Origin of the sequence: Sedimentitalea nanhaiensis DSM 24252 (assembly GCF_000473225.1) — a bacterium.
Classification (GTDB): Bacteria; Pseudomonadota; Alphaproteobacteria; order Rhodobacterales; family Rhodobacteraceae; genus Sedimentitalea; species Sedimentitalea nanhaiensis.
In genome coordinates this window covers 2,965,576-2,979,692 of record NZ_KI421509.1, presented here as the reverse complement: position 1 = coordinate 2,979,692, position 14,117 = coordinate 2,965,576, and the positions used below count along the sequence as shown (strand labels likewise).

Below are 14,117 nucleotides of genomic sequence, written 5' to 3'. Positions count from 1 at the left end.
GCGTGGGCGGGCGGATCAGGCGCTGTGCGCCCCGTCCGCCAGAGACTTAACAAAGGACAGGATCTCGCCCACCGGTTTGCCCGCGCCGATCTGGCTGACAATGGCAGAACCAACAACAGCACCGTCCGCGACGCTGGCGATGGCACGCGACTTTTCGGGTGTGTTGATGCCGAAGCCGACGATGATCGGCAGGTCGGTCCCGGCCTTGATCCGCGCGACTTCGGGACCGACATCCGTTGCACTGGCCTCGGCGGCACCGGTGATGCCGGTGATCGAAACATAGTAAACGAATCCCGACGTGTTCTGCAGCACGCGCGGCAGGCGCTTGTCGTCCGTGGTGGGCGTGGCCAGCCGGATAAAGTTCAGCCCCGCCGCCTGGGCCGGGATGCACAGTTCGCTGTCTTCTTCGGGGGGCAGGTCGACCACGATCAGCCCGTCGATGCCTGCGGCCTTGGCCTGCGTCAGAAACGCATCGACGCCGCAGCTGTAGATCGGGTTGTAATAGCCCATCAGCACGATCGGTGTGGTATCGTCGGTCTTGCGGAATTCGGTGGCCAGATCCAGTGTCTTGCGCAGGGTCATGCCCGCCGCAAGCGCCCGTTGTCCGGCCAGCTGGATCGTCGGCCCATCCGCCATCGGATCGGTAAATGGCAAACCCAGCTCGATGACATCGACCCCGGCGGCCGGCAGCCCCTTCACCACTTGCAGCGAGGTCTCATAGTCCGGATCGCCCGCCATCACATAGGCAACAAAGGCCTTTTTTCCCTGCGCTTTCAGATCTGCGAACTTGGCGTCGATACGGGTCATGGTCGATGTTCCTTCTGGCTCAGGATGCCATGCCAAATGCCATGGCGGAAATCAATGCGGTTCTGCAATTCGCGCCCGCAGGCGGCACGAAACCCGGCGGATCGGCGGCATTGACAATCCGGTATTTCCGGCGTCAGGATTCCGTCATGATGGACAGCCCCGACGATATCCTGACATTGCTGCCCGCCCGCCTGAAAGAGGCGCGGCGCACGCAAGGCCTGTCACTGGAAGCGGTCGCCAACCTGTCGGGCGTGTCGCGCTCGATGGTCAGCCAGATTGAACGCGGCGAAAGCAGCCCGACCATTGCCACCCTGTGGAACCTGACCCGCGCGTTGCAGGTGGATTTTGCCGGGTTGCTGGATGGCGAACCCGCCAGCGACCGGATCGAGGTGATCCGCACCGGCGACGTGCCGCGAATCGACAAGATGGGTCAGGGCCTGCGTATCCGCATCCTGTCAGCCCCCGAAGAGGCCGGGCAGCACGAGGTCTATGAGCTGTTGTTCGAGCCCGGCGGTACGTTGGTCAGCAAACCCCACACCAGAGGCGCGCGCGAACAGCTGTCGGTCATCGAGGGAACGCTTGTTGTCAACTCGGGTCAGGCCACCCAGACCGTGAATACCGGCGATACGGCGCGCTATGCGGCGGATGTTACCCACAGCATCACGGCCAGCAACGCCGCGGCACGGGCCTTTCTGGTGGTGCGCCACGCCTGAGCGGGCAGCAAAATTCCATCATTACGGATTCTCGTTCGTCAAGCCGGAAATCCCCTATTTCGGAATTGCATCCGCTATGATAGACATCGAGTCGAAGGAGCCGCATCATGTCCACTGCATTTCTGAGCCATATCACCGGGACCCTTGCACAGATCGAAGCCGAAGGGATGACCAAGACCGAACGTCTGATCACCTCACCACAGGGCGGCGAGATCACGGTCGGCGGACGCCAGGTGATCAACCTGTGCGCCAACAACTATCTGGGCCTGGCCAATCATCCCGATCTGATCGCCGCAGCCAAAGGCGCGATGGCGCCCAAAGGATTCGGCATGGCCAGCGTGCGATTCATCTGCGGCACGCAGGATCTGCATCGCGAGCTGGAACAGCGTCTTGCCCGGTTCCTGGGCATGGACGACGCTATCCTGTTTGCCGCCTGTTTTGACGCCAATGGCGGGCTGTTCGAGCCGCTGCTGGGTCCCGAAGACGCGGTGATTTCCGACAGCCTGAACCATGCGTCGATCATCGACGGCATCCGGTTGTGCAAGGCAAAACGCTATCGCTATGCCAACAGCGACATGAACGATCTCGAAACCCGGCTGAAACAGGCCCGCGCCGATGGCGCGCGGCACATCATGATCGCCACCGACGGCGTGTTCAGCATGGATGGCTATCTGGCAAAGCTGCCCGAGATCCGGGCGCTGGCGGACAAATACGACGCCATACTGATGGTCGACGATTGCCACGCAACCGGCTTTATGGGGCCAAAGGGCGCGGGGACACCGGCCCATTTCGGCATTCAGGCCGATATTCTGACCGGGACCCTGGGCAAGGCTCTGGGAGGGGCCATCGGCGGCTATATTGCCGGACCGCAACCGGTGGTCGATCTGCTGCGGCAGCGGGCGCGGCCCTATCTGTTTTCCAATTCGCTGCCGCCCGCCATCGTCGCCGCCGGGCTGACCGCGATTGATCTGGTGGAACAGGGCGATGACCTGCGAGAGGCCCTTTTCGAGAACGCCGCCTATTGGCGCGCCGGGCTGGAAAAGCTGGGGTTCGATCTGTTGGCGGGCGAACATCCGATCATCCCCGTCATGCTGGGCGAGGCGCAACTGGCACAGGACATGGCGGCGCGGCTGTTTGACGAAGGCGTCTATGTCTCGGGCTTCTTCTTTCCGGTGGTGCCGCGCGGGCAGGCCAGGATCCGCACGCAAATGAATGCCGCGCTGACGCGGGACGATCTGGACCGGGCGCTGGCCGCCTTTGAGACCGCGGGCAGGGCAACAGGAGTTCTGACATGAAAAACACGATGAAAGCGCTGGAAAAATCAAAGGCGGCCGAAGGGCTGTGGATGATCGACGCGCCGGTGCCCGAGATCGGACCCGACGACGTGCTGATCCGAATCAACAAGACCGGCATCTGCGGCACCGACATTCACATCTGGAACTGGGACGACTGGGCGCAAAAAACCGTACCGGTGCCCCTGATCACCGGTCATGAATTTGCTGGCCAGATCGTCGAAATAGGCGGCAATGTCGAAGGGCTGCAAATCGGCCAGCGCTGTTCCGGAGAAGGGCACCTGATCGGCAAGACCTCGCGTCAGAGCCGGGCCGGAAAGTTTCACCTCGATCCGGCGACCCGCGGCATCGGGGTGAACGAACAGGGGGCCTTTGCGCAATACCTGCGCCTGCCCGCGTTCAATGTGGTGCCGTTGCCCGACGAGATCAGCGACGACATCGGGGCAATCCTGGACCCTTTGGGCAATGCCGTTCACACGGCGTTGAGTTTCGACATGGTGGGCGAGGATGTGCTGATCACCGGCGCGGGGCCCATCGGCATCATGGCCGCCGCCGTCGCGCGGCACGTGGGCGCGCGCCATGTGGTGGTGACGGATGTCAATCAGGCGCGGCTGGATCTGGCGGCGCAGGTGGCCGATGTGGTGCCGGTGAATGTCGCCAACGAGGATCTGGCCCCGGTGATTTCGCGTCTGAAGATGAAGCAGGGCTTTGATGTCGGGCTGGAAATGTCCGGCAACCAGCGCGCGCTGGATCAGATGGTCGAAGCCATGACCATGGGCGGGCGTATCGCCATGCTGGGCATCCCGCCTGGCAAATCTCCGGTGGACTGGTCGCGGATCGTGTTCAAGGCGATCACCATCAAGGGTGTCTATGGCCGCGAGATATTCGAAACCTGGTACAAGATGATCGCGATGCTGCAGAACGGTCTGGATGTCAGCGCGGTGATCACCCATCGTTTCGGCGTGGACGATTTCGAACAGGGCTTTGCGGCGATGAAATCCGGACAAAGCGGCAAGGTCGTTCTGGACTGGACCTGAACAGGGGGCGCGGCCCCCGTCGCCCGCCGGGCGACTCCCCCGGAGTATTTTTTGCAAGAGGAAGGCAGGCGGTATGGCAGGAGCGTCGATCGTCGATGTGATCGGGCGGACCCCGGCAATCTGGCTGGACCGTATGGTTGAGGCGCGCGGGCTTGAGGGGCGCATTCTGGCCAAGCTGGATTACCTGAACCCCGGTTTCTCAAAGAAGGATCGCGCGGCGCGCGGGATCATCGAGGCCGCGCGGGCCGATGGATCGCTCACGCCGGGGCAGGTCGTTGTCGAGTTGACCAGCGGCAACATGGGCACCGGGCTGGCGATTGTCTGCGGCCAGCTTGGCCATCCGTTTGTGGCGGTGATGAGCCGGGGCAACTCGCCCGAGCGGGCGCGGATGATGACAGCGCTGGGGGCCGAGGTGGTTCTGGTCGACCAGGAGCCGGGCAGCTTGCCGGGCCAGGTTTCGGGCGCGGATCTGGCCCGGGTCGAGGCCGAGGCACAGCGCATCGCCCGCGAACGCGGCGCGTTCCGGGCCGACCAGTTTGCACATGCGGGCAATGCGCAGGCGCATTTTGACACCACCGGTCCGGAACTGTGGGCGGACAGCGATTGCAGCCTGACCGCTTTCGTCGATTTTGCCGGGTCCGGCGGCACCTATGGCGGCACGATCCGGGCGCTCAGGCGACGCAACCCGGCACTGCGCGGTTATGTGGTCGAACCTGCGGGGGCTGCGGTCCTGGCGGGGCAAGGAGCGCGACAGCCGGGGCATCCGATTCAGGGAGGCGGCTATGCGATGGCCGATCTGGCGCTGCTGACCGATGTGCCGGTAGATGGGTATCTGACCATCTCCGGGTCCGAGGCGCGCGACACTGCGCGGGCGCTGGCGCGCGAAGAAGGGGCCTTTGCCGGGTTTTCCGCCGGGGCCAACGTCGCGGCGGCGCTGAATTTGCTGGCGGGTCCAGAACGCGGCGGGCGCGTTGCGGTGATCCTGTGTGACAGCGGGTTGAAATACCTGTCGACCGACCTTTGGGATCAGGGCACCAGCTGAAGCCGCCCGCTTTCAGTCAGAAGCCAGCAGTCGCGGCCCTCAAAAACTGCCGGCAGAAGCGGCCGCCCATAGCCCGCGCCGCCGTCAAGATCGATCCGGTTGCCAAAATGATAGGGCATTTCCAGCGCGGTATGACCATGCACCACCAACCATGGATGCGGCCCGGAATATTTCAGAAACGGATCGCGGATCCAGATCAGGTCATCTTCGGTCTGTTGGAGCAGCGGCACGCCGGGCGCAATACCGGCATGGACAAACAGCAGCTCGCCCCGCTGCAGGTACAGATCCAGTCCCTGCAGGTATTCCATATGCCGGGCCGGAACCGCCGCCTGCGCCGCCGCGTGGATCTGGGCGGGGGTCAGCCCATCCGTTTCAACCCCATAGGAAGCAAGCGTGCTCGGCCCGCCCAGACGCGGATGCAGCCAATCCAGCCTGGACAGGATCCGCGCGTCCCCGGCCACGCCCTGAGTCACGAACCGCGTGAACATACGGTCGTGGTTGCCCTTGATCACATGCCAGTTGCGCCCTTCAAGCTGCCCATCCAGCAAACGCTGAATCACCGCGCGGCTGCTGGCCCCCCGGTCCACCAGATCACCCAGAAATACAATCTCGGCCTCGGGGCCGCCATCGGCATCAATCAGCGCAAGCGCCTGTTCCAGCTGTTCCAACTGGCCGTGAATGTCGCCAACGGCATAGATCGGCGTGTCGCTCATGTGGTCTCTCCGGCGCAAAGGTCCGTTCGACGGCCCCGCAACCGGGGCCGCCGCATTTTGGCTCAGGCGACGTCGAACTCCAGCGGCTTGATCTGGCGGAACATGCCGGTCGCCGCCAGTTTCTCGCGCACCGGAGCGGGCACCTCGTTGTCCACGTACAACAGCGCGATCGCCTCACCGCCCTTGTCCGCCCGCCCGAGGGTAAAGTTGGCGATGTTGACGCCGTTTTCTCCCATGGTCTGGCCCAGTGTCCCGATTATGCCGGGCACGTCCTCGTTGGTGGTGTACAGCATATGTGCGCCGACCTCGGCATCGATGTTGATGCCCTTGATCTGGATAAAGCGCGGCTTGCCATCGGAAAACACCGTCCCCGCGATCGAGCGTTCGCGTTTCTCGGTCACCACGGTCACCTTGATATAGCCGTCAAAGGCACCCGACTTGTCCTGATTGGTGGTGCTGATCTTGATGCCGCGTTCCTTGGCAATGACCGGCGCGCTGACCATATTCACGTCAGGGTTGGCCTTTTTCATGATCCCGGCAACGGCCGCGCAGTTCAGCGCCTCAAGGTTCATCGCGGCGACGGTGCCGTCATACAGGATGTTGATCGCCTTGATCGGCTCGTCCGTCATCTGACCGATGAACGCCCCCAGATGCCCGGACAGCTTGACCCATGGCCCCATGATCTTGGCCTCTTCGGCAGTGACGCTGGGCATGTTCAGCGCATTGGTCACGGCACCGGTCAACAGGTAATCCGACATCTGCTCGGCCACCTGCAGGGCGACATTTTCCTGGGCCTCGGTGGTTGCGGCCCCCAGATGCGGCGTGCAGACCACGTTGGGCAGACCAAAAAGCGCATTCTCGGTCGCCGGCTCCTTGGCGAACACATCAAAGGCCGCGCCCGCGACGTGACCGGATTTCAACAACTCGGCCAGAGCCTCTTCGTCCACCAGACCGCCACGGGCACAGTTGATGACCCGCACGCCCTTCTTGGTCTTGGCCAGATTTTCCCGCGACAGGATGTTGCGGGTCTGATCCGTCAAGGGCACATGCAGGGTGATGAAGTCGGCGCGGGCCAGCAGATCGTCCAGATCGACCTTTTCCACGCCCATCTTTTCGGCCTTTTCCTCGCCCAGGAACGGATCATAGGCGATGACCTTCATTTTCAGACCACGGGCACGGTCGCAGACGATACCGCCGATATTGCCCGCGCCGATGACGCCCAGGGTCTTGCCGGTCAGTTCGACGCCCATGAATTTGGACTTTTCCCATTTTCCGGCGTGGGTGCTGACGCTGGCCTCGGGGATCTGACGCGCCACGGCGAACATCATCGCGATGGCGTGTTCGGCGGTGGTGATCATGTTGCCAAACGGCGTGTTCATCACGATCACACCCTTTTTGCTGGCGGCTTCCTTGTCGACATTGTCGGTGCCGATCCCGGCGCGGCCCACCACCTTGAGATTGTCGGCGTTGCGCAAAATGGTTTCGGTGACCTTGGTGGCGCTGCGAATCGCCAGGCCGTCATATTTGCCGATCACCTCGGCCAGCTTGTCCTTGTCCTTGCCCAGGTCGGGTTCGAAATCGACCTCGATGCCGCGATCGCGAAAGATCTGCACGGCGGTGGGCGAAAGTTTATCGGATACGAGTACTTTGGGAGCCATGTTTCTGGTCCTTATGAAAAAGATCGGGGAGAGGTGCGCAGAAATGCGCACCTGCTAACTGTCAGAAAACCGCAAGCGGTTGATCAGGCTGCAACGGCCTGCGCTGCGATCTCGGCCTCAAAGGCCCACTCCAGCCAGGGCAGCATCGCCGCGACATCCGCGGTTTCCACCGTGCTGCCGCACCAGATCCGCAGACCGGCTGGGGCATCGCGATAGGCCCCGACGTCCAGCGCCGCGCCTTCGGTCTCCATCCGCTTGGCCACCGCCTTGGCAAAAGCCGCACCGTCCTCGATGCGCGCGTCGGTGAATTTCAGGCAGACCGAGGTGTTGGAGCGCGTCGCCGGTTCAACGGCCAGAAAGTCGATCCAGTCATGCGTGGCGACAAAATCGGTGATCGCGGCGGTATTGGCATCGGCCCGCGCAATCATGCCGCGCAACCCGCCGACCGAGCGCGCCCAGTCCAGCGCCACCAGATAATCCTCGACACACAACATCGACGGGGTGTTGATGGTTTCGCCCTTGAACACACCGTCGATCAGCTTGCCCCCCTTGGTCAGGCGGAAAATCTTGGGCAGAGGCCAAGCGGGGGTATAGCTTTGCAGCCGCTCCACCGCACGCGGCGACAGGATCAGCATGCCGTGGGCCGCTTCGCCGCCCAGAACCTTTTGCCAGCTGAAGGTGGTCACATCCAGCTTGTCCCAGGGCAGATCCATCGCAAAGGCGGCGCTGGTGGCATCGCACAGGGTCAGCCCCGCACGGTCCGCCGGGATCGTCTCGCCATCGGGAATCCGTACACCCGAAGTGGTGCCGTTCCAGGTGAAACACACGTCCTTGTCAAAATCGACGGTCGCCAGATCGACGATATGGCCATAGTCGGCGGTCTTGACGATGGCATCCAGTTTCAACTGCTTGACCACATCTGTGACCCAGCCTGCGCCAAAGCTTTCCCAGGCCAGCATCTCGACCGGGCGGGCACCCAGCAGATTCCACATCGCCATCTCAAACGCGCCGGTGTCAGAGGCGGGCACAATGCCTATCTTGTAGTCGGCGGGCACGCCCAGAATATCGCGGGTTTCTTCGATCGCGGCGAGCAGCTTGGCCTTGCCAACAGCAGCGCGGTGACTGCGGCCCAAAGGCGCGTCAGACAGTTTCGCCAGATCGAAAACGGGGGGTTTGGCACAGGGGCCAGAGGAAAAACGCGGGTTGGCCGGCCGCGTTGCCGGTTGTGAAATAGCCATTAATGCTACCCTTTCAGATAAGCGCCCTTCGTTGGGGAAGGGTGTCCCACCTGGCGGGATACTCAACGCCGGGAAAAACAGCAATAGGAAAAGAGACCCGGTCGCGACATCCGGCCTGAAAGACCGCTCAGCGCCGGGATGCGCACCAAGCCCCTTTCGATGCGCGCGCGCCAGAACACTGGACCCTCGGCCAGAGTCAGACGGCGCGGTGTCGCAAATGGCCCCGCCCCGCGACCGCCATTCAACAGCATGTTCTATGCCGCGCCGCTCACGTAACTGAATGCATCCTCTGTTGCTTCAATGGTGAAACCCGGATGCGTCATCGCTGGCCAGCGGTGTCTGTGCCGGATGTTTGTCCAGATGTGCCAGCGCATCGCGCATGTCCTCCAGCAGCAAACCCGCGAGATCGCGACTGACACCATTGCGCACCAGGATGCGTTGAATCGCCGTGTCCTGCCGGTTGGCGGGCAAGGTATAGGCCGGCACCTGCCAGCCCCGCACCCTGAGGCGGTCGGCCAGATCAAACAGCGAAAACCCGTGATCGGCTCCGGGTTTCATGGTCCAGCACAGACACGGAATGCCCGCATCCGGCGCGCCGTCATAGACGATATCAAAAGGGCCCATCCTGGCGATTTCATCGGCCAGATACTGCGCCGTGTCGTAACATGCGCCGTGCACCTGGGCATACCCGCTGCGCCCAAGCCGCAAAAAGTTGTAGTATTGGCAGACGATCTGCCCGCCCGGCCGGGAAAAATTCAGCGCGATGTCGCGCATGTTGCCGCCAAGATAATTGACATAAAACACCATTTCTTCGGGAAGGTCGGCTTCGCTGCGCCACATGACCCAGCCGACACCCAGCGGAGCAAGGCCAAATTTGTGGCCCGACGCATTGATCGAACGAACGCGCGGCAGGCGGAAATCCCATTCCAGATCCGGTGCGCAGAACGGTGCGAGAAACGCGCCGCTGGCCCCGTCCACATGGATCGGGATGTCCAGCCCGCTGTCGGCCTGCAGCGCATCAAGCGCATCTGAAACCGCCTTGACCGGTTCATATTGTCCGGTGAACGTCACGCCCAGCGTCGGCACCACTCCGATGGTATTCTCGTCACAGCGCGCGGTAACCTCTTCGGGCGTCATCAGCAGCCGCCCGTCTTCCATCGGGATTTCACGATGCTCGATATCCCAGTAGCGGGTGAATTTGTGCCAGCAGATCTGTACCGGGCCGGTGACGATATTGGGCTTTGCAATGGGTCTGCCCGCCGCTTTCTGCCGTGCCTCCCAGCGCCGTTTCATCGCCAGCCCGCCCAGCATCGCGGCTTCGGACGAGCCGGTGGTCGATGTCCCCACGCCAGACCCGCCGCCGGGCGCGTTCCACAGATCGGCGAGCATCCGCACGCAGCGGGCCTCGATCTCGGCGGTCTGGGGATATTCGTCCTTGTCGACCATATTCTTGTCGATGCAGTCATCCATCAGACGGTGCAGTTCCGGCTCTTCCCAGGTCTGACAGAATGTCGCGAGGTTCTGGCGGGCGTTGCCGTCCAGCATCAATTCGTCCCGGATCGCCGCATAAGCATGACGCGGGTCGCGGCCCTCGCCGGGAAATTCGGACCGCGGCAAGGAAGACGACAGCCCCTTCGCCCCATAGAGTTCAGCTGTGGGGTTCTGGTGTCGCAATTTCGGCATGGTTTTTTCCTCAAGATCACTCTGGCGCGCTCAGACATTTGCGCCTTCGATTGTGCCACCAACGAGATACGATGACGTGACAGACCGCAAGCACCATTGCCCCCGCGCCCGGCGATCCCCGCAGCAGGCGCGGATTTCCGAGGTCCTTCAGTTGCGGGTGCGCTACAGGTCTTCGACTGTCAGAACGCCCACCAGGCTTTTGATCGCGCCCTTGATCTGTGGGTTAATCGCATAGTCGCGCCCCAGATCCATTTCGACCTCACCGGGCAGGGCCGGGTCCATCAGGCAGAACTGAACCGGTCCGCGCGCGGCATTGCGCGCCGCAGTTTCGGCATCTTCCAGCACCGACGCCACCGTGTCGACCGTGCTCGCCTCTTCGATAAACACCCGCAACCCGGTGGCCCCGACATCGGCAATGGCAACGTCGATTGCAGCCACCGAACGGCCCAGCAGCTTGAGCTGGTCGCTTTCCAGCGTCGCCTCGACCGTCACCACCACCTTGGATCCGGCTTCAAGATGCTCGCGCGATTTCTCCAGCGTTTCCGAAAACAGCGTGACCTCGTAGGCCCCGGTCGAATCCGACATCTGGGCAAAGGCAAAACGGTTGCCGCGCGCCGATTTGCGTTCCTGCCGGCCGGCGACAACACCCGCCAGCTTCGCCACATGCGGGCCGCTCCGGGCCTTTTCCTGCACCTCGTCCAGGGTCATCACGCCTTTGCGTTTCAAAAACGCGGAATAATCATCCAGCGGATGGCCGGACAGATAGAAACCGACCGCCTTGAACTCTTCGGCCAACCGTTCCGCGGGCAGCCAGTCATTGGCGGGTGACAGGCGCGGTTCGGGCAGATCGTCGCCCGCCTCGCCAAACAGCGACACCTGGTTTGAATTTTTCTGATCGTGCACCGCGGCGGAATAGGCCACCAGCGCATCCAGGCTGTCAAACACCCGCCGCCGGTTCGGATCCAGCTGATCGAACGCACCCGAGCGTGCCAACATCTCGATCGGACGCTTGCCGACCCGCTTCAGATCGACCCGGCGGGCCAGATCGAACAGGGTGGCAAAAGGTTTGTCGACGCCGTCGATCTTGCGCCCCTCGGTCACCAGCCGCATGGCCTCGACCCCGACATTCTTGAGCGCCCCCAGTGCATAGACCAGCGCGCCATCCGCCACCTTGAACGTCGCATCGCTGCGGTTCACGCAGGGCGGCACCCAGGGCAGGTTCAGCCCCTTGCGCACCTCTTCGAAATAGATCGCCAGCTTGTCGGTCAGGTGGATGTCGCAGTTCATCACCCCGGCCATGAATTCAACCGGGTGATTGGCCTTGAGCCAGGCGGTCTGATAGCTGACCACCGCATAGGCCGCCGCGTGGGATTTGTTGAACCCGTAATTGGCGAATTTCTCCAGCAGGTCGAAAACCTCGGAGGCCTTCTTCTTGTCGACCCCGTTTTCCATCGCCCCTTTTTCGAACTTGGGGCGTTCCTTGGCCATTTCCTCGGCAATCTTCTTGCCCATGGCGCGGCGCAACAGGTCGGCCCCGCCCAGCGAATAGCCGGCCATGACCTGCGCGATCTGCATCACCTGTTCCTGATAGACGATGATGCCCTGGGTTTCCTCAAGGATGTGATCGATCAGCGGATGCACCGATTCGCGCTCTTTGACCCCGTTCTTGACCTCGCAATAGGTCGGGATATTCTCCATCGGGCCGGGACGATACAGCGCCACCAGCGCCACGATATCTTCGATACAGGTCGGCTTCATGCGCTTGAGCGCATCCATCATGCCGCTGGATTCCACCTGAAACACCGCAACGGTTTTTGCCGCCGCATACAGTTTGTAGGACGCTTCGTCATCCAGCGGGATGGTGCCGATATCGTCGATCAGCCCTTCGGGTGGCTCGAACAGTTCGGTGCCATCCGCCGTAATGTGCAAATGCCGGCCGCTGGCCTTGATCTGATCGACCGCGTTCTGGATCACGGTCAGGGTCTTCAGGCCCAGAAAGTCGAATTTGACCAGTCCGGCCTGTTCCACCCATTTCATATTGAACTGGGTCGCCGGCATATCCGAACGCGGATCCTGATACAGCGGCACCAGCGCGTCCAGCGGCCGGTCGCCGATCACTACGCCGGCGGCATGGGTCGAGGCATTTCTCAGCAACCCTTCGACCTGTTGGCCATAGTCCAGCAACCGCGCAACCACCTCTTCGGCCTTGGCCTCTTCGCGCAGGCGCGGCTCATCCGCCAGCGCCTTTTCGATGCTGACCGGTTTCACGCCTTCTACCGGGATCATCTTGGACAGGCGGTCGACCTGGCCATAGGGCATCTGCAACACGCGCCCGATGTCACGCACCGCTGCCTTGGACAGCAACGCACCAAAGGTGATGATCTGACCGACCTTGTCGCGGCCGTATTTTTTCTGGACATAGCGGATCACCTCTTCGCGGCGATCCATGCAGAAATCGATATCGAAATCGGGCATCGACACCCGTTCCGGGTTCAGGAACCGCTCGAACAGCAGGCTGTATCGCATCGGGTCCAGATCGGTGATGGTCAGCGCATAGGCCACCAGTGACCCGGCCCCCGACCCCCGCCCGGGACCCACCGGAATGTCATGGTCCTTGGCCCATTTGATGAAATCGGCCACGATCAGGAAATAGCCGGGAAAGCCCATGCCTTCGATAATGCCCAGCTCGAATTCCAGCCGCTTTTCGTAGTCTTCGACCGAGGTGGCGTGGGGAATGACCGCCAGGCGGTCCTTCAGCCCCTGCTCGGCCTGGCGGCGCAGTTCCACCACCTCGTCATCGGCAAATTTCGGCAGGATCGGTGCGCGGCGATAGGCCATGAATGCACAGCGGCGCGCAATCTCGACCGTATTCTCGATGGCTTCGGGCAGATCGGCGAACAGCGTCGCCATTTCCTGCTGGCTCTTGAAATAATGCTGCGGGGTCAATCGCCGCCGCGGTTCCTGCTGATCGACATAGGCACCATCGGCGATGCAGATCAGCGCATCGTGGGCCTCGTACATCTCGGTGGCGGGGAAATAGACGTCATTGGTCGCCACCAGCGGCAGATCCATTGCATAGGCCATTTCCACATGGCCGCGTTCGGTGCGCCGCTCGGGCTCGGGCGCGCCGCTCTCGCCGGGATGGCGCTGCAGTTCGACATACAGCCGGTCGGGAAAGGCGGCGGCCAGACTGTTCATCAGCGCCTCGGCCGCCGGGCGCTGCCCGGCCTGCAGCAGCATCCCCACCGGACCGTCCGGCCCCCCGCTCAGACAGATCAACCCCTCGGCATGGGCCGTCAGTTCGTCCAGCGAGACCTGCGGCAACTGACCATCCTTGCCAATATACAGGCATGAATTCAGCTTCATCAGGTTTTCATAACCGGCCTCGGATTGCGCCAGCAGAACCAGCGGCGCGGGAGGCCTGGGTTTTTCGCCGGGCCGGGGCTCGACATAGGTCAGATCGACCTGACACCCCAGGATCGGCTGAATGCCGGCCCCGCTGGCCGCGACCGAAAACTCCAACGCCGCGAACATGTTGTTGGTGTCGGTCACCGCCACCGCCGGCATATCGTTACCAGCACAAAGCGCGGCCAGCTTCTTGAGCCGCACCGCCCCTTCCAGCAAGGAATATTCGGTGTGGACACGCAGGTGAATGAATCGGGGATTGCTGCTCATGCCGCCACGCTATCCCAGCGGCCACACCAAGGAAAAGCGCCTTTTGGCTTTGTAGCCCAGATACTGACGGACCTGGATTGTTCGGATCGTTTTGAAGCTCTTTCCTGTGGGCTGCAGCCGGTGGGCATTCCAAGCCGATGATTCAACCTGACTAATTTCCCCGCACCCGGCGCTGCAGGCGGACCCGAAGCACCGGAATCCCGGCTTGGTACACAGGTTTCCCTTGCCAGAATGCACCCCGGCTTTCTAACGTGGATAC

Annotated in this window: 10 protein-coding genes; 4 read left to right on the top strand and 6 right to left on the bottom strand. The window is 62.4% G+C overall.

All coding sequences use genetic code 11. The annotated features are described in order from the left end of the window. Positions 1-15 precede the first annotated feature (15 nt). Positions 16-807 carry a tryptophan synthase subunit alpha gene (trpA, locus tag NANH_RS0116500; RefSeq protein ID WP_027263032.1) on the bottom strand — a complete coding sequence of 264 codons (792 nt, stop codon included), beginning with the start codon at positions 805-807 and terminating at the stop codon, positions 16-18. 146 nt (positions 808-953) lie between these two features. On the opposite strand from trpA, the gene NANH_RS0116495 reads away from it, so the two are divergent. The 4 genes from NANH_RS0116495 to NANH_RS0116480 all read left to right on the top strand — a co-directional run bounded on the left by NANH_RS0116495 (position 954) and on the right by NANH_RS0116480 (position 4,891). Then, complete coding sequence (locus NANH_RS0116495) at positions 954-1,520, top strand: helix-turn-helix domain-containing protein (protein ID WP_027263031.1); 567 nt, start codon at positions 954-956, stop codon at positions 1,518-1,520. A gap of 107 nt (positions 1,521-1,627) precedes the next feature. Next, on the top strand, positions 1,628-2,815 hold the full coding sequence (locus NANH_RS0116490) for a glycine C-acetyltransferase (RefSeq protein ID WP_027263030.1): 1,188 nt from the start codon (positions 1,628-1,630) through the stop codon (positions 2,813-2,815). After that, on the top strand, positions 2,812-3,849 hold the full coding sequence (tdh, locus tag NANH_RS0116485) for an L-threonine 3-dehydrogenase (protein ID WP_027263029.1): 1,038 nt from the start codon (positions 2,812-2,814) through the stop codon (positions 3,847-3,849). The genes NANH_RS0116490 and tdh overlap by 4 nt, the downstream gene beginning before the upstream one ends. Positions 3,850-3,922: 73 nt before the next feature. Continuing rightward, complete coding sequence (locus NANH_RS0116480) at positions 3,923-4,891, top strand: PLP-dependent cysteine synthase family protein (RefSeq protein ID WP_027263028.1); 969 nt, start codon at positions 3,923-3,925, stop codon at positions 4,889-4,891. Here NANH_RS0116480 and NANH_RS0116475 read toward each other — a convergent pair. The 5 genes from NANH_RS0116475 to dnaE all read right to left on the bottom strand — a co-directional run bounded on the left by NANH_RS0116475 (position 4,876) and on the right by dnaE (position 13,858). After that, positions 4,876-5,604, bottom strand: a complete 729-nt coding sequence (locus NANH_RS0116475) for a metallophosphoesterase (protein WP_036049973.1) — start codon at positions 5,602-5,604, stop codon at positions 4,876-4,878. The genes NANH_RS0116480 and NANH_RS0116475 overlap by 16 nt on opposite strands. A gap of 62 nt (positions 5,605-5,666) precedes the next feature. After that, positions 5,667-7,262 (bottom strand): phosphoglycerate dehydrogenase, encoded by a 1,596-nt coding sequence (serA, locus tag NANH_RS0116470; protein WP_027263026.1) that lies wholly within the window; start codon positions 7,260-7,262, stop codon positions 5,667-5,669. An 83-nt stretch (positions 7,263-7,345) separates the two neighbouring features. Next, positions 7,346-8,500 carry a phosphoserine transaminase gene (locus tag NANH_RS0116465; protein ID WP_027263025.1) on the bottom strand — a complete coding sequence of 385 codons (1,155 nt, stop codon included), beginning with the start codon at positions 8,498-8,500 and terminating at the stop codon, positions 7,346-7,348. A gap of 297 nt (positions 8,501-8,797) precedes the next feature. Further along, on the bottom strand, positions 8,798-10,183 hold the full coding sequence (locus tag NANH_RS0116455) for a glutamate decarboxylase (RefSeq protein WP_027263023.1): 1,386 nt from the start codon (positions 10,181-10,183) through the stop codon (positions 8,798-8,800). Between the two features lie 162 nt (positions 10,184-10,345). After that, positions 10,346-13,858 carry a DNA polymerase III subunit alpha gene (dnaE, locus tag NANH_RS0116450; protein ID WP_027263022.1) on the bottom strand — a complete coding sequence of 1,171 codons (3,513 nt, stop codon included), beginning with the start codon at positions 13,856-13,858 and terminating at the stop codon, positions 10,346-10,348. Positions 13,859-14,117 lie beyond the last annotated feature (259 nt).